The organism is Pseudomonas saudiphocaensis, assembly GCF_000756775.1.
Lineage (GTDB): Bacteria > Pseudomonadota > Gammaproteobacteria > Pseudomonadales > Pseudomonadaceae > Stutzerimonas > Stutzerimonas saudiphocaensis.
Genome location: NZ_CCSF01000001.1, coordinates 2,042,390 through 2,063,073 on the forward strand (window position 1 = coordinate 2,042,390; position 20,684 = coordinate 2,063,073).

The 20,684-nt window shown below is 58.9% G+C and carries 17 protein-coding genes; 4 read left to right on the top strand and 13 right to left on the bottom strand.

Translation table 11 applies throughout. The annotated features are described in order from the left end of the window. Positions 1 to 341: 341 nt before the first annotated feature. The 3 genes from BN1079_RS09510 (at position 342) to BN1079_RS09520 (ending at position 3,751) form a co-directional block, all read left to right on the top strand. Positions 342 to 1,514 carry an NAD(P)/FAD-dependent oxidoreductase gene (locus BN1079_RS09510; RefSeq protein WP_037026751.1) on the top strand — a complete coding sequence of 391 codons (1,173 nt, stop codon included), beginning with the start codon at positions 342 to 344 and terminating at the stop codon, positions 1,512 to 1,514. Beyond that, positions 1,511 to 2,314 (top strand): aldo/keto reductase, encoded by an 804-nt coding sequence (locus BN1079_RS09515; RefSeq protein WP_171819297.1) that lies wholly within the window; start codon positions 1,511 to 1,513, stop codon positions 2,312 to 2,314. Before BN1079_RS09510 ends, BN1079_RS09515 begins: the two co-directional genes overlap by 4 nt. A 546-nt stretch (positions 2,315 to 2,860) precedes the next feature. Beyond that, a complete protein-coding gene (locus tag BN1079_RS09520) occupies positions 2,861 to 3,751 on the top strand; it encodes a hypothetical protein (RefSeq protein WP_037023933.1) in 891 nt (296 codons plus the stop codon). 388 nt (positions 3,752 to 4,139) lie between these two features. On the opposite strand, the gene hldE is transcribed toward BN1079_RS09520, so the two are convergent. The 4 genes from hldE to msbA form a co-directional block, all read right to left on the bottom strand. Beyond that, positions 4,140 to 5,561, bottom strand: a complete 1,422-nt coding sequence (gene hldE, locus BN1079_RS09525; protein ID WP_037023935.1) for a bifunctional D-glycero-beta-D-manno-heptose-7-phosphate kinase/D-glycero-beta-D-manno-heptose 1-phosphate adenylyltransferase HldE — start codon at positions 5,559 to 5,561, stop codon at positions 4,140 to 4,142. Positions 5,562 to 5,655: 94 nt separating this feature from the next. Further along, positions 5,656 to 7,050, bottom strand: a complete 1,395-nt coding sequence (locus tag BN1079_RS09530; RefSeq protein ID WP_037023937.1) for a PIG-L deacetylase family protein — start codon at positions 7,048 to 7,050, stop codon at positions 5,656 to 5,658. 2 nt (positions 7,051 to 7,052) lie between these two features. Then, the gene (locus tag BN1079_RS09535; protein WP_037023939.1) at positions 7,053 to 7,949 is read right to left on the bottom strand and encodes a GNAT family N-acetyltransferase; all 897 of its coding nucleotides are present in this window, start codon (positions 7,947 to 7,949) and stop codon (positions 7,053 to 7,055) included. Then, positions 7,950 to 9,767 (bottom strand): lipid A export permease/ATP-binding protein MsbA, encoded by a 1,818-nt coding sequence (gene msbA, locus BN1079_RS09540; protein ID WP_037023940.1) that lies wholly within the window; start codon positions 9,765 to 9,767, stop codon positions 7,950 to 7,952. A gap of 34 nt (positions 9,768 to 9,801) precedes the next feature. On the opposite strand from msbA, the gene BN1079_RS09545 reads away from it, so the two are divergent. Beyond that, positions 9,802 to 10,446, top strand: coding sequence for a BUD32 family EKC/KEOPS complex subunit (locus tag BN1079_RS09545; RefSeq protein ID WP_037023941.1), 645 nt, complete (start codon positions 9,802 to 9,804; stop codon positions 10,444 to 10,446). A gap of 68 nt (positions 10,447 to 10,514) precedes the next feature. On the opposite strand, the gene BN1079_RS09550 is transcribed toward BN1079_RS09545, so the two are convergent. The 9 genes from BN1079_RS09550 to rfaP all read right to left on the bottom strand — a co-directional run bounded on the left by BN1079_RS09550 (position 10,515) and on the right by rfaP (position 20,590). Continuing rightward, the gene (locus BN1079_RS09550) at positions 10,515 to 11,678 is read right to left on the bottom strand and encodes an O-antigen ligase family protein (protein ID WP_037023943.1); all 1,164 of its coding nucleotides are present in this window, start codon (positions 11,676 to 11,678) and stop codon (positions 10,515 to 10,517) included. 128 nt (positions 11,679 to 11,806) lie between these two features. After that, the gene (locus BN1079_RS09555; protein WP_037026752.1) at positions 11,807 to 12,943 is read right to left on the bottom strand and encodes a glycosyltransferase; all 1,137 of its coding nucleotides are present in this window, start codon (positions 12,941 to 12,943) and stop codon (positions 11,807 to 11,809) included. After that, positions 12,943 to 13,848, bottom strand: coding sequence for a DUF6625 family protein (locus tag BN1079_RS09560; protein ID WP_074436835.1), 906 nt, complete (start codon positions 13,846 to 13,848; stop codon positions 12,943 to 12,945). Before BN1079_RS09560 ends, BN1079_RS09555 begins: the two co-directional genes overlap by 1 nt. After that, entirely contained in the window at positions 13,848 to 14,966 is a 1,119-nt protein-coding gene (locus BN1079_RS09565) for a glycosyltransferase (protein ID WP_037023947.1), read from the bottom strand. The genes BN1079_RS09560 and BN1079_RS09565 overlap by 1 nt, the downstream gene beginning before the upstream one ends. Beyond that, positions 14,953 to 16,707, bottom strand: a complete 1,755-nt coding sequence (locus tag BN1079_RS09570) for a carbamoyltransferase family protein (protein ID WP_037023949.1) — start codon at positions 16,705 to 16,707, stop codon at positions 14,953 to 14,955. The genes BN1079_RS09565 and BN1079_RS09570 overlap by 14 nt, the downstream gene beginning before the upstream one ends. 172 nt (positions 16,708 to 16,879) lie before the next feature. Beyond that, on the bottom strand, positions 16,880 to 18,304 hold the full coding sequence (locus BN1079_RS09575; protein WP_037023950.1) for a lipopolysaccharide kinase InaA family protein: 1,425 nt from the start codon (positions 18,302 to 18,304) through the stop codon (positions 16,880 to 16,882). Further along, positions 18,301 to 19,047 carry a lipopolysaccharide kinase InaA family protein gene (locus BN1079_RS09580; RefSeq protein ID WP_037023951.1) on the bottom strand — a complete coding sequence of 249 codons (747 nt, stop codon included), beginning with the start codon at positions 19,045 to 19,047 and terminating at the stop codon, positions 18,301 to 18,303. The genes BN1079_RS09575 and BN1079_RS09580 overlap by 4 nt, the downstream gene beginning before the upstream one ends. Then, positions 19,044 to 19,778, bottom strand: coding sequence for a lipopolysaccharide kinase InaA family protein (locus tag BN1079_RS09585; RefSeq protein WP_037023953.1), 735 nt, complete (start codon positions 19,776 to 19,778; stop codon positions 19,044 to 19,046). Before BN1079_RS09585 ends, BN1079_RS09580 begins: the two co-directional genes overlap by 4 nt. Continuing rightward, positions 19,778 to 20,590, bottom strand: a complete 813-nt coding sequence (gene rfaP, locus BN1079_RS09590; RefSeq protein WP_037026754.1) for a lipopolysaccharide core heptose(I) kinase RfaP — start codon at positions 20,588 to 20,590, stop codon at positions 19,778 to 19,780. The genes BN1079_RS09585 and rfaP overlap by 1 nt, the downstream gene beginning before the upstream one ends. Between the last annotated feature and the right edge of the window lie 94 nt (positions 20,591 to 20,684).

Consider the following 20,684-nt stretch of genomic DNA (forward strand, 5'->3'; position numbering starts at 1 on the left):
AGCGGGCGGCACCCTGTGGGAGCAGGCCATGCCTGCGAATGTGGCCGAGCGCCAGTGCTGAGGTTTTCGCGGGCATGGAGACGGCTGGCGGCACACTTGTAGGAGCGAGCCGTGCTCGCGAATAAGGCCCCTACCTCAGTGCAAGCCATTCACGGGCATGGCCCGTTCTCACGAAAGCTGGCGGGCGGCACACCCTGTGGGAGCAGGCCATGCCTGCGAAGCGGTGCTCGGATTTGTACGCGGGCGCGTAATCCTTCACGGACGTAGCCCGTTCCCACAAAAGCAGGCGTGCTATGCCGTTGGTTTATACTGCCGCCCTGTTTTCCTGCGAGGCCCGTGTTATGCCCGAACCTTTAAGCACCGATGTCTTGATCGTCGGCGGTGGTGTCGCCGGCCTCTGGCTCAATGCGCGTCTGCGTCGCCAGGGCTTCGCCACTGTGCTGGTGGAAAAAGCCGCATTGGGCGGCGGGCAGAGTGTGAAGTCCCAGGGGATTATCCATGGCGGCACCAAGTACGCGCTGAGCGGCGCGCTGACGGGCGCCTCCGAGGCCATCGCCGATATGCCCAGGCGCTGGCGCGAGGCGTTGGCGGGCACTGGCGAGCTGGATCTTTCCGGCGTTCGGCTGCTGTCCGATGCGCACTATCTTTGGTCTCCCGGCACATTGGCGGGCAATCTCACCAGTTTTTTTGCCAGCAAGGCTGTGCGTTCCCGGGTGGGCCAGGTCAAGGGCGATGAGCTACCACCTGCACTGCAGCACCCGCAGTTCAAGGGCAAGGTCTATCGCCTCAGTGAGCTGGTACTGGATGTGCCGAGCCTGATCGCCCGGCTGGGCGAGCTGGCTGGCGGCAGCCTGTTGGCTGCCGAGCAGGTAGAACCGTTACATGAAGACGGTGAGCTGGTTGGACTACGCATCGACGGGCGGGAAGTTCGCGCGCAGCGCATCGTCTTCAGCGCAGGCGGCGGCACCGCAGAACTGCTCGCCGCGCTTGGCCTGCAGCAACCGGCCATGCAGCGCCGTCCACTGCATATGGTGATGGTCAAGGCACCGACGCTCAAACCGCTTTACGCCCACTGCCTGGGTGGCGGTAGCAAACCTCGCATTACGGTAACCAGCCACCCGACGGCAGACGGCGAGTGGGTCTGGTATTTGGGTGGGGATCTCGCTGAAGCCGATGGCGTTGCGCGTGCCGAAGCCGGCCAGATCGCTGCGGCAAAAAAAGAGCTGGCTGAGCTAGTGCCTTGGATCGATCTATCCGCCGCCCGCTGGGCAACGCTGCGTGTTGATCGCGCTGAGCCTGCACAATCCAGCCTGGCGCGGCCGGACAATGCGTTTCTTGCCGAACAAGGTCGCCTGCTGGTTGGCTGGCCGACCAAGCTGGCGCTTTCACCAGACTTTGCTGACCGCGTACTGGCTGCGCTGGAGCGTGACGGCATTTCTCCCGGCAATCACCCCCAGCTGCCGCAACTGCCCCGTCCACCTGTAACCGGGCCATTCTGGGAGGGCTTGCTGTGACACTGCACGAACATTACCGGCCGCTGGGCAGCACTGGCCTGTTGGTTTCGCCGTTGGGCCTGGGCACCGTAAAGCTGGGCCGAGACCAGGGGGTGAAATACCCCAACGGCTTCACCATTCCCGACGATGAGCAGGCGCGACAGTTGCTGGCGCTGGCTCGCGAGCTGGGCATCAATCTGATCGACACTGCGCCGGCGTATGGCGTCAGCGAAGAACGCTTGGGCCCACTGCTGGCCGGCCAGCGCGATAAATGGGTGGTCGTTAGCAAGGTTGGTGAGGAGTTCGAGAACGGTCAGTCCCGTTTCGACTTTTCCGCCGACCATACGCGCTTCTCTGTAGAACGCAGCCTTAAGCGTCTGCGCACCGATCGGATTGAATTGGTGCTAGTGCATTCGGATGGCAACGATGTAGATATCCTGCGCAACAGCGGCGTGTACCAGGCCCTTGCGGAGCTTAAGCAGGAGGGCAAGATTCTCGGTTTCGGCTTCTCCGGCAAGACAGTGGAAGGCGGACTGCTAGCCTTGGAACAGGGCGATTGCGCGATGGTGACCTATAACCTCAACGAGCAGGCCGAGCGCCAGGTGATCGATTACGCGGCCGCCCATGGCAAGGGCATTCTGGTGAAAAAGGCGCTGGCCAGCGGGCACCTTGCGCCGGGAGAGGATCCGGTAAGGCGTAGCTTTGAGCTGCTGTTTGGCGAGCCTGGGGTCAGCAGCGCCATTGTTGGGACGATAAACCCGCGGCACCTCACCGAGAATGTACGTACTGCCGCCGCGGTGCTGGCTAACGTGCGCTCGTAGGAGTTGGCCCTGCCTGCGAGCAAGGCTCATGCGCTGGTGCGGGATCTTTCGCGGGCATGGCCCGCTCCCACAAGAGCTAGCGGCGGCGCACCCTGTAGAAGCTGGCCACGCCTGTGAACAAGGCTCATGCTCTGGCGCGGGAATCTTTCGCCGGCATGGCCCGCTCCCACAAAAAGCCGGCAGCGGTGCACCTCATTGGAACTGGCCATGCCTGCGAACAGGGCTCATGCTCTGGTGCGAGATCTTTCGCGGGCATGGCCCGCTCCCACAAGAGCTAGCGGCGGCGCACCCTGTAGGAGCTGGCCATGCCTGCGAACAGGGCTCATGCTCTGGCGCGGAATCTTTCGCGGGCATGGCCCGCTCCCACAAAAAGCCGGCAGCGGTGCACTTCTTAGGAGCTGGCTGTGCCTGCGAACAGGGCTCATGCTCTGGTGCAAGATCTTTCGCCGGCATGTCCCCCCCACAAAATGCCGGCGGGCGGTGCATCTCGTAGGAGCTGGCCATGCCAGCGAACAAAGCCAATGCTGCCACGCATAGAGATATTCCATGCCTAAAGTCCTGCTTCGCAAAAGCCCTAGTGACTTCAAAACGCTGCCGCTGCATGTGGAAGCCAGCCCGGACGGCCTCAGTTATCAAAGCCTTGGCAGACCACTGAACTTCAGCGAAGTAATCGAACGCCGCCGCCCAGTAAGCGTTTCCGACACCAACGCATTCGCTATTGAGCTGGCCAATCTCGGCGTCTCGGTACGTCTAACCCTCTCCTGGCAGGGTCGCGAGTACTGGGGGCTGGTCCGTCAGCGGCGACTGGACCGAGGCGACGTGGTGCTCAAGCTGATTTCCGGTTACGTCCCAGCCCATGAACTGAATTTGCCGCTACTCACCGCCATTCAGGAAATAGCTGAGGAATGCCTACTGGAAACACCCGAAGGCTGGCTTGCTGGGCGCTTCGACAACACTTGGCTGCCTACGCCCTACCAAAGCAGCCTGCCCTACCGGGAAACGGTCCACTTCAAACTCGCTTCGCTATCCGGGGCCGCACGACCGGTACATTGCGGCAGCCAAGTACTGATGGAGCGTCCGCGAGCCTATGTGCATTTGCCGACCGCCTCCCTGCAGCTGATTTACGACATGCGCCTGGAAATACCGAAGGAGGTGCGCCAGCTCAGCCTCTTCCATGTGGACGAGTCCCTTGAAGGCGAACAGCTGGTGGCACGCCTGGATCGCAGCCGGGCGGATCTCTATCTGATTCCGCTGCTGCAAGGCCAACCGCAAGAGCAATTGCTGCAATTGCGCGATGGTCAGCTCAGCCCCGTGAATACACGAGGGCTGTGGCTATCCGAGAGTTTTGCTCCACAAGAAGGCTGGGTGGTGCGTGCAGAGCGAATTCGCTGGAGGGATTGGTGGGCGGCCAGGTCGGTCACAACTGCACACGGATAGGTGTTGGGTCCTGTAGGCCTGCCTGAATCGGGCTTGGAACCCTTCACGGGCGTGGCCCGTTCCCACTAAAGCTAGCGGCGGCGCACCCTGTAGGGAGCTGGCCATGCCTGCGAGCAAGGCTCATGCTCTGGTGCCGAACCTTTCGCGGGCATGGCCCGCTCCCACAAAAAGCCGGCGGGCGGTGCACCCTGTAGGAACTGGCCATGCGTGCGAACAGGCTCATGCTCTGGAGCCGAACCTTTCGCGAGCATGGCCCGCCCCCACAAAAAGCCACGGTGGTACACCTTGTAGGAGCTGGCCATGCCTGCGAATCAGCGCTTGGGCTGGTGCGCGGATGCAGAGCCCTTCGCAGGCGTGGCCCGCTCCCACGGGATGCGATGGCTAGCTTCTATGCCTTGCGGATCTTCTCGACGATGGCCGTGGTCGAGCTGTTTTCCACCAGGCCCAGGACGCGCACTTCACCACCCCAAGCTCTGACCAAGTCAGCACCGACCACCTGATCGACCCCGTAGTCACCGCCCTTGACCAGTACATCGGGACGTACTTGGGCCAGAAGGCTCTCGGGGGTGTCTTCGGCAAAGCACACCACCCAATCCACCGCTTCCAGGCCGGCCAGTACAGCCATGCGGCGATCTACGCTGTTGATTGGTCGGCCCGGCCCTTTCAAGCGGCTGACTGAGGCATCGTCATTGACCGCAACGATCAACCGGTCGCCTTGGGCGCGCGCCTGTTCCAGATATGTGACATGGCCGGCATGGAGGATGTCGAAACAGCCATTGGTGAAGACGATTTTCTCGCCTTGGGCACGAGCATCCTCTACCACGGTCTGCAGCTGCTCGACGGTCATGGTGCCGCGTCCAGACCCCTCCTCGCGCTGGATGGCCCGTCGCAACTCGGGAGCGCTGACACAGGCAGTACCCAGTTTGGCGACCACGATGCTCGCAGCCAGGTTGGCCAGTGCTACCGCCTGGGGCAACTCGGCTCCGGCAGCCAGCGCCGCGGCCAGGGTAGAAATCACGGTATCGCCGGCACCGGTGACGTCGAACACTTCACGCGCCCGCGCCGGCAAATGCAGCGGTGCATGCTCAGGACGCAACAAGGTCATGCCATGCTCACCACGGGTAACTAGCAGCGCGCCCAGCTCCAGGCTGCGCATCAGCTCGGCACCCTCGGCCACCAGTTCAGCCTCATCGGCGCAACGCCCGACGATGGCCTCGAACTCACCGAGGTTCGGCGTGATCAACGAAGCGCCGCGGTAGATTTCGAAATCCTTGCCTTTGGGATCGGCCAGCACCGGGATGCCACGCTTGCGGGCGGCCTGGATAAGCACCTGATGATTTTTCAGTGCCCCCTTGCCGTAGTCCGATAGCACCAGCACCTTGACGCCATCCAGCAGCGCCTCCACTTCGCCCAGCAGTGCCGCCGGATCGGTGTCGAACGGTTCTTCGAAATCCATTCGCAGCAATTGCTGGTGGCGGCTCATGACACGCAGCTTAACGATGGTCGGCTGGTGTTCGAGACGCTGAAAACGAGCCACTACCCCCGCCGCGGCCAGGCTGTCGGTCAAGCTCTGGCAGGCTTCATCATCACCGGTAACCCCCACCAATGTCGCTGGCGCGCCTAGCGCGGCAATGTTCAGCGCCACGTTAGCTGCGCCGCCGGGGCGATCCTCGATCTGCTCGACCTTGACCACCGGAACCGGCGCCTCGGGCGAAATCCGCGAGGTGCCGCCATGCCAGTAACGATCGAGCATGACATCGCCCACCACCAGAACAGGGGCTTGGTCGAAACGGGGCATGGACAGCTTCATGAAGGGCTCCGGGGCGGAAGAAAAAACGGTGCAAAGCATACCAGCATGGGCCAGGCGAGTTCTGCACGATTGAGGACGAGCAACCAGATCGAAGCTACAGCTCACGCACCCAGAACAGCTCGTGGCGACGCACTGCCTTGCGGAAGAATTCGTCATCACCCGTAGTCGGCCAGCGCCGGCCTGCCAGTACACGCTGGATAGTTCGACGCAAGCGCTTCTTCAGCGGCAGGGGAACCTGCAGATCATGCTGCATGGCCAGCGCCATGGCCTTGTTCAGGCGCGCCTCGGCATCCAGCGTCGGACTCCAAAGCCGATCGGCAGGCAGTGGCTCGATAGCAGGCGGCAGGGCGACACCACAGCCCGCGGGCCCCATGGGCCAGCGATCATTGTCGTGCAGGTGGTTGGCATATAGCAGCAAGGTTGATGGCTTCCACTCACCCTCCTCTATCGCCTGACGAAGCGCGCGGGTGGCTGCAACATGATCGGCGTGCGGGTCCAGTTCAGGGTGAGGGGTGATCACCACCTCGGGACGAAAATGCGCGAGCAGCGCGCGCAGATCAGCCTGCAGGTTCTGCCAGGTCGGCTGTCCGTCGAGATCTCCCGGCAACTGCAACGGGTTGTGCACTCTTACCGGGCGGATATCAGTTTCACCGGACTCACGAGAACCGAAGACCCGCTCGGGCATGGCTTCCATCGCCGGCAGCTGCAAACAGTAATAGCCTAGCTGCACGCAGTGCTGTTGCGACACGCCGCCCCACAGCGGTACAGCGAGACTCCCCCAAGTGCGCAGCCGCCCTTTAAGCCGGGCGGCTGCAGCACTGTCGAGCCCGAGTCGGCGATAGTTGTCAGCTTCAATCTCGCCCTGAGTCAGCGTAACGATAGCCACCTCACTGGCACGGCTGTAAACACCAAAGGCCGCCAGCTCGGCATCATCCGCATGGGGAGCGATGATCATCATTCGGCGCTGCGCATAGTCGGGGTTGCGCATAGCGTAGAGCCTGACTTCGCTACCCAGGCGGCAGTAGCAACTATCGAAACGCAGCGAACCCGCCCGCAACGCCTCTTGTTGCCCCGACAGGTTCAGGTAGCGTTGACCACGAACAGCACGCTCGAAATCCTGGCGGTCGCCGCTGATATACACCCGAGGATCACGAAAACGGCCAACCCAGGTTGCCGCCAGCTGCACCTCAAGAACCAGCGTGTCGGCATCTGGCAGCTCACCGGCCAGGTAAAGACAGCCCCGCTCGATTCGCCCTGCCAGCGGCACAACATCCGGCGGGAATTCATAGCGGTAATCTTCTTGCGGACGATAGAACAGGTGATCGGCGAACCAGGCTTCGTGAGCGATCCACCCCAGCACCAGCAGTACTGGTATCAACCAGAAGCTAACGGTCATACCGACCATAAGAAGCACGGCGAGCGCCATTAGCATGGCGATACGCTTATTGCGACGGTGCTGCCGTAAAAGTCTTTGTTTACGTGCGTCCATGCTTACACCTGGAAGACTGGAACCCGATTACACCAGCGGTCCTTGTACTCACGGTCCGCACGGCCAAAGGAATAACGTAGCGGCTTGCCCAGGGCACGCGCCTCCGCCCATGCCGTTTGGGTATTGACGAAGCTGAGCACGCTGCCCGGGCTGAAATCGCGCTGCTGGGGATCCACGCCACCATTGATATACTCGATCGATACCCACTTCGGCGCTTCGACCCGGTAGAGCACCTGAATCGCGATAGGCTGCTTGTCGAGAAACACCACTGAGCCGGTCATAAAATCTCGCAGAAGCTCGAACACCTCATGAAGATGCGCCTTGCCAGGTGCTTCGAAACTCCAGCGCCGCTGAAACAGATCGGCATACATAGCCGCCTGCTCTGCTGGAGAGAAGTCGAGCATGGGACGCAACACCCCGCCGGCCTCTTCGAGCAAGCGCTGTTCACGGCGCTGGTTATAGCGGAACTTCTTCGAATACTGTTCCGGCTCACGTGCCAGCGCCAGGCCTTCCGGCTGCTCACGCAACGTACTGATGGCGCCCGCATTAAGCTCGGAGACATAGCGCATACGCTGACGCACTGGCACACCGACCTGCTCGGCCACCGGCAGGATGATTTCGGCATTGCCCAGGTCGAACAGGCCGCGCTTGCCGATCTTCTTCAACACATCCTTTGATAGCGCCAGATGCCGCCCCCAGCAAGGAACCGCCGCAACCAGTTCGCCCTGATGCTCCCAAGCCAGATAGCGCACGGGAATATCAGCAAGACGTGCCAACCGCTCAACTACCTCTGGGTGTGTAGCAACGCTGCCACCGTAACGCTGCCAGACTTCGGCATAAGCGGATGCATCAATGGTGCTCCAGCCGCGTTCGCGCCAGCACTGCAAAAACTGCAACATTCAGGATTCCTGCTCGTCCGACACTTCGTCCTTGAACTGCGTGGCGTGTAGCCTGGCGTAAGCGCCATTCATGGCAAGCAGCTCGGCATGAGTACCACGCTCGACGATGCGGCCCTGCTCCATAACCAGAATCAGATCAGCCTTCTCAATGGTGCTCAGACGGTGCGCGATCACAAGTGTGGTGCGACCCGTCATCACATGATCCAGTGCACCCTGGATGTGCCGCTCGGACTCGGTATCCAGTGCGGAAGTAGCCTCATCCAGAATAAGCACCGGCGCGTCCTTCAACAGCGCACGAGCGATGGCCAGGCGCTGTCGTTGGCCGCCTGACAGCAGTACACCATTCTCCCCGACTTGGGTCTGGTAGCCCTCCGGCATCTGCTGGATAAACTCATCGGCATAGGCGTCACGGGCGGCGCGCTGAATATCCTCCAGTGGCGCACCGGCGAGGTCACCATAGGCGATATTGTTAGCCACCGTATCGTTGAACAGAGTGACCTGCTGGGTTACCAAGGCGATATGTCTACGCAGATTGCGCAGCCTGTAATCACCAACCTCCACACCATCAAGCAAAATCTGCCCCTGGTCATGGTGATAGAAGCGTGGAATCAGGTTTGCCAAGGTGGACTTGCCACTGCCCGAACGGCCAACCAGCGCCACCATCTGACCTGGCTCGACGGTAAAGGTGATGTCGTGCAGCACCTGCTTGTCAGTGCCAGGGTAGACGAAGCTCAATCCGTTGACCTGCAACTGCCCGGAAACTCGCTCACGCTCGATCGCGCCGCTGTCAATTTCAGGATCTTCATCCAATTGTTCGAAGATACTTTCCGCGCCAGAAACACCCTTCTGAATGGTGGAACTGACTTCAGAAAGCTGTCGGATAGGCTTGGGAAGCAGGCCGGCAAGCGTGATATAGGCCACCAAGTCGCCAGCAGAAGCATCGCCACGCAGCAAAAGCACCAGAAACATCAGCAACGCCATCGCACTGTAAATCACCAGCTGCAGGGACGGCGTGTACACCGCGTTGGTCTTGACCATACGCAGCTGCTTGGCCGTATTGTCCTCGCTCGATCTCAGGAAACGCTCTTGCTCGTAATTCTCGCCCCCGAAGCTGCGCACCACCCGATAACCTTGGATGGTTTCGGACGCCACGTGCGTGACATCGCCCATCGCCACCTGGATCTTCTTGCTCTGCTTACGGAATTTCTTGCTTGCGCTGGAAACCATCACTCCGATGACCGGCAGGATCGCCACCATCACCAGGGTCAGCTTCCAGTTCATCCACAGCAGCGTGGCGAACAGGAAGATCACCGTCATGCCCTCGCGCACGACAACCTTGATCGCATCCGTTGCCGCACCGGTGACCATGGTTACGTTATAGGTGATGCGCGAGATCAAATGGCCTGAGTTGTGGCTGTCGAAATAGCGGTTAGGCAACGTCAGCAGGTTGTTAAACAGCGCCACACGCAGGTCATGCACCAGCCCTAGAGATACCTTGGCCAGGAAAAAATTGCCGAGAAACGAGCCGACGCCCTGCAGCACCGCGATAAACACAATTAGCAATGGCACAGCTTGTAGCAGCTTGAGCTCGGCGAGCCATGGCTGATCCTGCAGATGTGGAACTTGGGCAAAGAGACTGGCGTCCGGGTTGCTCAGTCCATCGACAAAAAACTTAAGGATATAGCCCAGCATGGGCTGTGTGGAGGCGAAGATCAGGAAGCCGAATAAGCTGACAGCAAACAATCCCCAATAGGGGATGACATAGCGCAGCAACCGCAGATACACCTTTACGCTGGATTGCTGGGTAGAATTGGCCATTCGGCGGGCCCCATGAATCGGCTAGAGGAACAAGATGCGGATTGTAACAGCGGACGAGCTGGAAAGCTGGCTGGCCAGCGGCAAGGTATTGGAGCAAGACGCCAGAGGGGCGAAGGTAGTAGCACTAGAAAACGGGCTTTACCTGAAAATTTTTTATACTCGTCGCAACTCTTTACTAGCACGCCTGGCGCCCTCTGCGCGGCGCTTCCAGCGCAATACCGAAACACTTCAAGCTTGCGGAATTACTGCGCCTAACGTGAGCGAAATCTTTTGGATAAACAAAGCCCGAGGCCTAAGCGCGTGCTTATACCATCCGCTACCCGGTCAGTCTCTGGAACAGATTTATCTAAAAGATCGCGCTGGATTTATTGCTAGAATTCCGGCAGTCGCTGAATTCTTTAAACTTCTACACAATCGCGGGATCTATTTTCGCTCACTGCATCTCGGCAACATACTGGAGCTTCCGAGCGGAAAGTTTGGCCTCATCGACTGCTTAGATCTACAGCGCAAACGGGGGCCACTCTCCTCCTCACTAATACGCCGCAACCTTGCGCACCTTGAAAATTACCTTCAGCGCAGAGGGTTATTGGCTGAATTCCCCTGGCGCGCCCTAATGGACGCGTATCAAAACAGCCCGCAGTCTCTTAAGGTCAAAACCAATAAACACGAAAGACCATAAAAACAAGAGAATTCACTTAAAAGCCAGAAGGCTGAGGGGCTCTCAACGCACGCTTAGCAATGTTCAAGCTAACGGCCATTTGGCAAGCTTACATCACGCTTATTTATAATGAGCGCAGCTGGCAACAACACTAGAAGCCAAAGCTCATTGGGATTATCAATAAACCTATCCCCATCAAAATTCAACATTATCAAAGCAAGCAGCAAGTACCCTCCCCAGGGGTCGCGCCTCTTCCAGGCCTGCCGCAAAATCACCACCATCGTTAGCAAGAAAACCAGCAAAGAAAATAGGCCACTGTAAAGGCCAAGCGCTAAAAAAATATTATGAGGATGCTGAATAGATAGCCCACTCGACAGAACAACATCAATATTTGGATTCACTCCACAGCCAAGCCACACTCCACACTTTACCCACTCACTAAAAAAAACTCCCCACAACTCAAAACGGCCCGAATCAGCCCGCGCGAACAACCGAGCAACCTCAGGAATCTCGAGCGTCGCCCAGTAAACCAGCAGCGCACCCAAAGAAGCTGCTAACCCTAACCATAAAACATGGCGCACCCGCCGCAGTACTAGCCCAACTGCAACCAAACCACCAAGCGCAACCATTCCCAACAAGCCTGACCGACTCTGTAGCACATAAGCCATGCAAAACACAGCCAACAACAGAGCAGCAAAAAGCTCAAACCATCGACGTTGCTCTACCCATACCGGAAGTGCCAACGTAAAACAGCAAGCCAACCACATACTGGTATAAATAGGCCCAGTCATCCGGGAGGGCAACCAGAGGACGCGCTCACCCGGAGCGTAGCGCCCTATAACCCAATAGACTATGGCCGAGCCTAATACATAGCCACCCAAAACCCAGAACAATCCACGAGCAAAAAACGGTGTTCGGAACGGCCGCGGATCAACAAATTGACTAACCAGCACCACAAACAAGACAGTGTAAAGAATATACTTTAACCATCTTCCGTCACCCGACCATATACCGGCAAGAGCCAAGCAAAAACACACACACACCCACAATGAGAAACCCAGCGAAAACTCAACCCCTCGCCCCCGACTAACTATTATGCACCCTAACGCCGGAACAGCCAGAAAAACATAATAAACATTATTCACCATCTTACTGGTTGGCAAAATTAAAAAGCTTACGATAAACAGCAGAAGCGCAACAGTAAAATAGCCGGACCACCCATAAGCCCCTTTCAAGCAGCGTACAAAACCCATACAACCCCCAGTAAAAAATCAAGATACGCCACAATAAAAACAACTGCGCACGTTAAATTTCTGACAAACACAACGACAGCGAAACCACGCTTCGCAGATCCCAATATCTTATGGGGAGCTCGTTCACTCTAATCTTTCAGGCTGCCTTCTATGAGGCTTAGATATTTCTGTCGAAATGAAAAGATCTCGTGATTCTCTACGAGATATTGATAGGCTTGGTTACCCTTTTCGCGCAATTGCGCGTCACTTAAAGATAAGTAGGTATCGAGTGCTCCGCTCAGGGCACTTGAATCCGCCGGCGGCACAGCAATACCGCCAGCCCCCTCAATTAGAGGAAGCATGGCAGGGACGTTGCTGGCGATTACTGGCAATGCCCCGCTCATCCCTTCCAACAGGGCCAACCCCAGACCTTCGGCTAGCGAAGGCATGGTCCAGATGTCAAAAGCCCGAACATATTGCAAAGCATCCGCACGAAAGCCGAGCAAGTGAACTCGACCTGTAAGGCCCAGGCGGTCGACCTCAGCCAACAGGTTCTTCTCTTCACGCCCTGCGCCAATGATCGCCAGTTGTGCATCTACATGGCGGTCCTTAAGAGAAGCAAAGGCCCGAATCAGATAGATATGCCCTTTCACAGGCACGAGCCTACCCAGCGCACCGATCAAGCGCACGCTGGGATCCAGCCCCAATTGCTCACGGGCCTCCTCACGAGTCAACTGCAGCGCTTTCGCTTGCTCGATATCAATGGCATTGGTAATCGCTACGGTATTGGACTCGGTAAAGCCGCAGTCGCAGTCCAGCAAGTATTGTTTAACCGCAGGTGAAACCCCGACAAAACGCCAGGACTTATCGATCAGCCGCTTAGCCTGGCGACGCCGATAAAAACGGTCGTATTCACCAAAGCCGTGAGCAATACCAATGCAGAGCGGCACTTTGAGCAAGCGAGTTAGCTGCAGCATCATGTTAACGGGCTTGAAGCGATTGCAAATCACCACATCAAACTGCTCGGCACGGCAAAACTGATACAAGGCCCAGAGGGCCCGAATTCGCAAGCCCTTGAGCTGGGCATCACTAAGCTCAAAATACACCGAACGGTGCGCTCGGCTCTCCGGCGCTCCGGGTGCTGGGCGCCCTCGCAGGAACGCGTTGACCGTCTCGTAACGATCGTCCGGTAGAGCTTTGAATATCTGCTCACCCAAATCAGCAAAGTCATGTGCTTTGATGTTGTAGTCAGGGTGCAACTGCAAGACTTTGATACGACGTTTCATCATTGCACGCACTCCGATAGGCCGGTTGCATCAATCCTCCATGCCGGACGAGATGCAAGTGTCCGCACCGTTTCCGGCAGCGGCGCAGTTCGCTCAGCCCATGCTCCTCGCTTCCAGATTGCGAAGTGAAAATAAGGAAACTCCCGAGCCCCATCCTGATCGTTGGTTAACGACCCATCATTCCAATACCAGCGCTGTGGAAAACGGAACGCACCATCAACCCACGGAATGCAGCCGTCCGGAGTACTGAACGCCTCGATAAACTCGCTGCGCCGACGCAGCGGATTGAACAATCCAACCAGCTTGAAAAGAGGTTGAGGGAAATTCTTGCGCCATAGAAAAAGACGGCTAAAAGCCCCCTCGTCGAGAGCATGGTGTTCTTGATCCATGAAGCGCTCCTTCCAACGAGGCATCTTCATGAACAGCTCTCTCATCTGCGAGACGTTACGTATCAGGCAAAGGTGGCCGGAAACCCGACGCGCATGTGTCGAATAGAGATCGTATCGGGCAAGCCGCTCGGCAGTGAAATATGTGCGCAACTTGCCGTAAATAACGTCCAGATCTCCGAATGCCCAGAAGTCATACCCCTGCAGCCTATCCTCGTGGATATAGCCCAACGCGGGCTTGATATCGCAGAGCTTGTAGGCGTTATCAGGCGCGAAATCTATTCCGAGGCGTTCAGACACCAGCGCACAATAGTCCACGTAACTGATGTGTTCTATACGCACGTTGTGCGGCAGATCGGGCGGGGTACCGCAGTCCGTGAACAGGAGCCAGTCGATATCTGGGTTGCGCCTGCAGGACTCGAGAAACAGCGGCATCCAAAAGGGCCAACTTCCAAAATATGGGATTACAAAGCAGATACTAGGGTTTCCAGTCACGCTCCCTGACCTCGAATCAAACATCAGCTTGCTATCCATCCCAGTACCCAGAAGCGCTCACGAGCTGCCTGATCACTGAAGCACTCTCGTAGACGGCGTGCGACTAGTAACTGGTCACCGGCCCTTGGCAAAAGTGCACGCAAGGAATGCGCAAGCGCAGCGGGCTGAGCAAAGGGAAATAACTCGCCCGTACCCTGAACAACTTCTGCACCCCCGCCGCACTCACTGCAAATAACCGGCACACTCGCCGCCATTGCCTCAAGCAGCACCATGCCAAACGGCTCATGATCAGAGGTCAGGGCAAATACATCGAAGGCCTTGAAGTAATTGCGACCGCTCGATATCTGGCCAAGAAAGCGCACCCGCTCAGCCACACCCAGCTCGACCGCAAGCGACTTCAGCGAAGCTTCCAATCTTCCCTTTCCCATGATTGCCAGCAGACTGCCGGCAGGCAGATCCGGCAATGCCAGTGCAAAGCCTCGAATCAGCGTTGCCTGATCCTTGTCCGGGTGCAGACGACCGACGTTGCCCACCACCCATGCATCTTGCGGCAGGCCGAGATAGTCGCGAGCAACCTCTCGGGAGACCTGCTCGGCCTGGACTGCTTCGATATCGATGCGGTTGTACAGCGTCTCGATACGTTCAGACGGCCAGCTCGGCAAGCAGGCGCGAATGTCATCACGCACCGCATTGGAGACGCCGAGCAGCGCTAAACGCTTTCGAAAGTAATTGGCAAACAACTGACGTGAACGGCGCTGGTAATCGCCAAAGGCGTGGTGGACGCCTATTACCGGCAGGTTGGTTCCCAGTAACGCCACGTACACAGGCTTGAAGCGATGCGCTATGCAGGCCGTAAAAGATCGCGTTGCGGCAATACGGCGAATATCTCGGATAGCCCTCAACTTCAGCCCACGCACGTCGCGACTGCTGTAGTCGAGAAACAGCACTTCATCCGACGCAGAGCCTCGCACGACCTTCTCGCTGGGCGCTCCGGTCAGGTAGACAGTACAGACCTTGTAGGCCGTGCCCTTGAAAAGCACGGCATACTGCCGCGCGCAATCAAGGAAGGGGCCGTCGTAGCCATGGCAGAACTGCAGAATCCATTGCTGCGATTGGCCGGGCGGCTGTTCAGACTCCGTCATACCAATCCTTGCCATCCTTCACCACCAGCACATCTTCCATGATCAGATACTGCAGATCCGACCCATAGAACATGTTCAACGCATCGGTGGGCGAGCAGATCATGGGCTCGCCGCGGCGGTTGAGAGAGGTATTGAGCGATACGCCGTTGCCGGTAAGTTTTTCCAGCTCCAGCATCAGGTCATACCAGCGCGGGTTGTGGCGGCGCTCCAGCACTTGGGCGCGGGACGTGCCGTCTTCGTGGACGACTTCGCCGACACGCTCCTTCCAGCCCTCATTGACTTCGAAGGTGAAGGTCATAAAGGGGCTGGGGTGATCGACCTTGAGCATCTGCGGCGCCACGGTATCGAGCATGGACGGGCAGAAGGGCCTCCAGCGCTCGCGGAACTTGATCTGTTCGTTGATGCGGTCAGCCACTCCCGGCACGCTCGGGCAGCCGATGATGGAGCGACCGCCCAGGGCACGCGGGCCGAACTCCATGCGCCCCTGGAACCAGGCCACGGGGTTGCCATCGACCATGATTCGGGCGATGCGCTCGGGCGTATTTGAGATCTGCTTGAACACCGGCTTGTTCGGGTGTTTGGCGCAGGCGGCAATCACTTCTTCGTTGGTGTAGGACGGGCCGAGGTAGACGTGCTCCATCTTTTCCACCGGCACGCCGCGCTGGTGAGAAACATATGCGGCGGCCCCTACTGCGGTGCCCGCATCACCTGAGGCGGGCTGGACGAACAGCTCCTTCACCTCGGGGCGGGCGATGATCTTCTGGTTCAGCTTGACGTTCAGCGCGCAGCCGCCGGCAAAGGCGATCCTGCCGGTCTCGCGAATGATGTCGCCCAGGTAGTAGTCCATCATTTCCAGCGCCAGCTTTTCGAACAGCGCCTGCATGCTGGCGGCGTAATGGATGTAGGGATCGTCGGCGATATCGCCTTCGCGCTTCGGGCCCAGCCACTCGATCAGCTTGGGCGAGAAGTAGTAGCCCTTGCCCTTTTCCTTATAGCGGCGGAAACCAATGACGTTGGCGTATTCGGTATTGATGATCAGCTCGCCGTTCTCGAACTTGGCCAGCCGCGAGAAATCGTATTTGGCCGCATCGCCATAGGGCGCCATGCCCATGACCTTGAACTCGCCGTCGAGCATCTCGAAACCCAGGTACTCGGTGATGGCGCCGTAGAGACCGCCCAGGGAATCCGGGTCGTAAAATTCTTTGATCTTGTGAATTTTGCCGTTCTCGCCCCAACCAAAGAAGGTGGTGGCGTACTCGCCCTTGCCGTCGATACCAAGGATGGCGGTCTTCTCGGTGAAACCCGAGCAGTGATAGGCGCTGGAGGCGTGGGCCAGGTGGTGCTCGACCGGCTGCAGCTTGACCTTCTTCAGATCGAAGCCCAGCTGCTGCAGGCACCACTGGATGCGCTTCTTGTAGCGGTAGTAGCGGCGATTGCCCATAAGAATGGCATCGAGCGCACGATCCGGGGCGTACCAGTAGCGCTTGGCGTAATGCCAACGCGCCTTTTCAAAGATGCTGATGGGTGCGAAGGGAATCGCCACCACGTCGACATCGGACGGCTTGATGCCGGCCTGTTCCAGGCAGAACTTGGCCGACTCGTAAGGCATGCGATTCTTGGCATGCTTGTCGCGCACGAAACGCTCTTCTTCCACGGCGGCAATGAGCTTGCCGTCGATATAAAGTGCAGCGGAAGGATCATGACTGAGAGCGCCGGACAAGCCGAGAATCGTCAGGGCCACGGAAAAGCCTCTTGTACAGGTGATAGCCTAATGCTATCACGAACCAAATAAACACGGCCTAAATGACGGACCGCAAACAAGGCGCGAATTATAGCGGCACGATCTGCCCTGAAGCACCATGACGAAGGGCGCATCTCACAGCAAGGCTACGAACGGCAGTCGCGACGGATCGTCACAACCGCGGCAGGCGCTCATCCAGCAACCGGTGGAGAGCTGAATCAGCCGGCCAGTTACGCAGAAAGCGCGCCCGGTCACGACTGTAACTACGAGCAAAGGCGGCATCGCTGCGGTGCTGTTGCACGGCATCGAGGTCGATCAGCGCCCAGCGACCGTTCTCCCAGAACAGGTTATGCCCTTTGAAATCACCGTGGCTGATGCGCTCGCGGATCAGCCTGGAGAAAAGCACATCCAGCGCCTCCAGCTCCTCTTCAGGAGGTGAGTTCTGCAGATAGGGTTGCCAGCGCGCGATGACGTCTTCGCCTTCAAGCAGCTCGGTTACCAGCCAGGCCTTGCCGCGTAGCCACAACCAACGCTGCTCCTTGACGGCGAGCAGACGCGGCGTGGCGATGCCGAGAAAATCGAGACGATTGCCTTCGATCCAGCTATGCCAGGCACGGCTCGGGCGCCAGAAGCGCTTGAGCCAGTGCGCAGGACCTTTGATGTTGTAGCGCTTGACCAGTAGCGCCCGGCCATTCAGTTCAACCCGCGCCACCGTGGCCGTGCCGCCGCCCTTGTACAAAGCCCCTTGCGCGATGAAAGTATCGGGATCATCCAGCAGCGGCTGCAAAAACGCCTCGTCTTCACGTCGCACCACCTGGGCGCCGAAAGCGCCAATGCGTGCGCTGAAGAGGCTGCAATCACGAGCAAGCTTTTTTACATAGTCACTCAGGCGCCAACTACGAACCTTCCGGGTTTCCTTAAGCAGAGCTTCCAACGGCAATGCATGCTCGCCATTAGCCAACAGGTAGTGCACTGACAGCTCTTCGATGAAGGGCTCCAGCTCGGCAGGCAATTGCGCAAAGAAAACCCCTAGATTCTCCAGCACTCGCTCACGGGACAGCGGGCGGCCGGGCGTCTCCCCCCTAACCCCGCCGCCATCGACGACGAACAGTTGGCCATCTGCGCGCAGCAGATTGTCCAGATGCAGATCGTCCTGCCACAGGCCACGTGCGTGCATCCGGGCAATCAGCTCAAGTGCATCGCCCAGCACGTCTCGCTGGGCATCGGAAAGCACTGCCTCGCCGGCGACAGAGCGCCAGGCACCCCACAGGCTTTCAGCGCCATCGAGCCAATCGAACAGCAGCCATCCGCCTTCACCTTCCTGAAGGCCTTCGGCCAGTAGCCCCGGGGTCGGAAGCCCCTGCTCTGCCAGCAATCCTGCGCCCTCGCGTTCGCGCTGGTATTGCCGGGAGGCCTTGGGGCCGACCAGCAGCTTGGCCAGCACCAAGCGGCCATTCCATACGGCACGAGCCACATAGCGCTGGCCCGGAAGCACACGCATCCAGGCCTCAAGCTCAAGCGCGGTGGAGTCCGGCAACCCCACCTGCATCGGCAGCGCAGGTGCACGCCCGGCATCGGCTAGAGCGGAAAGCTTCATGCGCGCGATTCCTTATCCATACGGCGTTGGTGCAAACGCTGCAGCCAGGGTTCCACGGCACTTTCATCATTCAGATAGGTTGCAAGCAATGCGCGCATGCCTTCACTGCCCATTCGCTGGGCGCGACGCAACAATGGCTCCAGATCCTTGATTCGGTCCCGGCACCCCAAGAGCAGCGGGCGGGTCTTTTCCAGATCGATCAGGCAAGCCTCCCAGCGCCCGTCCTGTTCGCGCAGGAAGATATGTTTGGGGTAGAAACAGCCGTGTACCTGCCCAGCCTGATGGAGGTCGCGCGCCAACTCGCCGACCGCGCGAACGATTGCTGTCTGGCACGGCGCATCCAGTTGCGGCCATCGAGCCAGGCAGCTGTCAAGGTCTTCCCACCCATCCAGTGCGCGTGTCAGAAGAATCGCCCGCCGCTCACCTGCAAGCTTGCGGCTGCCGAAAAAGCTTGCCTGCAGAGTCGGAATGCCCAGTTGCTGATAGCGCTGGATATTGCGGAATTCACGGGCAAAGGTCGGCTCGCCCAGCGGGCGTAGCAGGCTGCGGGTCAGGTGATTGCTCTGGCGCTTGAGGTAGTAGGCGCGCTCTCCCAGCTCCAGCCGGAAAACACTGCTCCAGCCACCGCGCTCAACATTAGGCTCATCCACAGCCTCCAGCTTGAGCGCCCACAGCGCGTCAAAGCTGGCAAGGCCATGGCTTTCGAGCAAAGCCCGATCATCCTCGGCAAGGAAGTCTCTCATTCTCGTCCCTGAAAAAAATGCACGATCTTGCGAATGCGCGGCTTGTCCTCTGCGGTCAGCCGCTCACGCTGCGAATACTGCAAATAGAAGCGTAGACGCTGAGTCCGGCTCAGATGGTATTTCCCAACTTTGTCCAGGCAGGCCAGATCCTTGATGATGCGGTACTGCAAAAAAGGACCGCACCAGAACGAACCGGTCGGACAATCGATCAGGAAAAGACGGCGCTGCGGGTCGACCAGCAGATTGCGCCACTTTAGATCGTTATGGGCAAAACCATGCTCGTGCATGGTCCGAGTCGCGTCTGCCGCCTGCAGACTGATTTCCTGTACCCAGCGAGGGTCCTGAAGACGAGCATCGCCGCTGTTGGCGAGCAAAGCCAGATCCTCAGTCAGCTCCAGTTCGCGCGTGATAAGCGCGCCGCGTGAAAACATGCCAGCACGCCGCTCCATCCCGTACGCCACGATTGGGGCCGTCGGTATGCCCCAACGTTGAAACAGCATGAGATTCTGCCATTCAGCCTTGACCCGGGGCCGGCCAATGTAGCGACGCAGCCCCTTGCCCGCGCCCCAGTAGCGCTTGACGTAATAGCGCACACCTTTGCGCTCGATGCGGATGACTTCAGACAGCGGATCGGAGGTCAGCCGCTCTCCCTGTAAGGCGAAGACTGCGTCCAGGCTGGCAAAGTCGCTGGCCAGCTCGGCATAGGCTGGCTCAAGCCTCCAACCCGCCATCAGAGCGCATCCCCATAACGCTGCTTGCGCTTGTAGAGCTTCGCAGCCCGACCTTCCAGCCATCTCAACAGTGCGGCTTCCTCACGCAGCGACTGGCGAAGCGGCTTTTGGAAATAACCTTTCAGGAAACGCAGCAAATCCCGTCGGGTCAGGCCGATATCAAGGGCCGAGAAGTACAGCCCGGCCAGGTCCTTGTTGCGCCAGCGGTGCGGCGTTTCTGATCGGACCTGGGCACGGTGCAGGTCGATCAGAGACAGCCGGAAATCCTCTGCAGTTACCGGTTTGTCGGTATGCAGCAGGAAGTGGCAGATATAGAAGTCCCGGTGATTGACTCCGGCACGGTGCATATCGCCGGCCATGTGTGCGACCTGAGCTATCAGCGCGCGCTTGAGGCGTGGCTGTGGCGGCTGCTCGCGCCAGTTGGCGGCGAAGTCTTCCAGGCTGATGGTGGGCGCCAGCTCTTCGGTGATGATGAAGGAGTGCTGGGTCGCGGGGTTGTTGCCACGCTCGCCATAGGCCACGGCCGTCATGGTGGGCACGCCGGCTTCGTGCAGGCGCTGTAGCGCGCGCCATTCCTGGCCGGCGCCAAGCACCGGGGCCTTGGCGGTAATCAGGTTCTTGGCAATCTCGCCCCAGCCGATTCCGCGATGGATCTTGACGAAGTAGCCGCGCCCGTCGACCTCGGTACGCAGGGTGCGTCGGCCTTCCAGCTCGCGATAGACCTGGCCTTGCAAGCGCTCTACTTCGGCGAACGGATCCCTGCCTTGCCAGAGGGTTTTAAAGGGTTCGGCGAGAATCAACTTTGTAGGCACGCGCGCCCCCAATGAAAAGCTTCGCGGGCGTGGCCCGCTCCTACAGGAGCAAAGGCGATCTGCGGCGCCGTGGGAGAAATGCCGTGACCTTTGT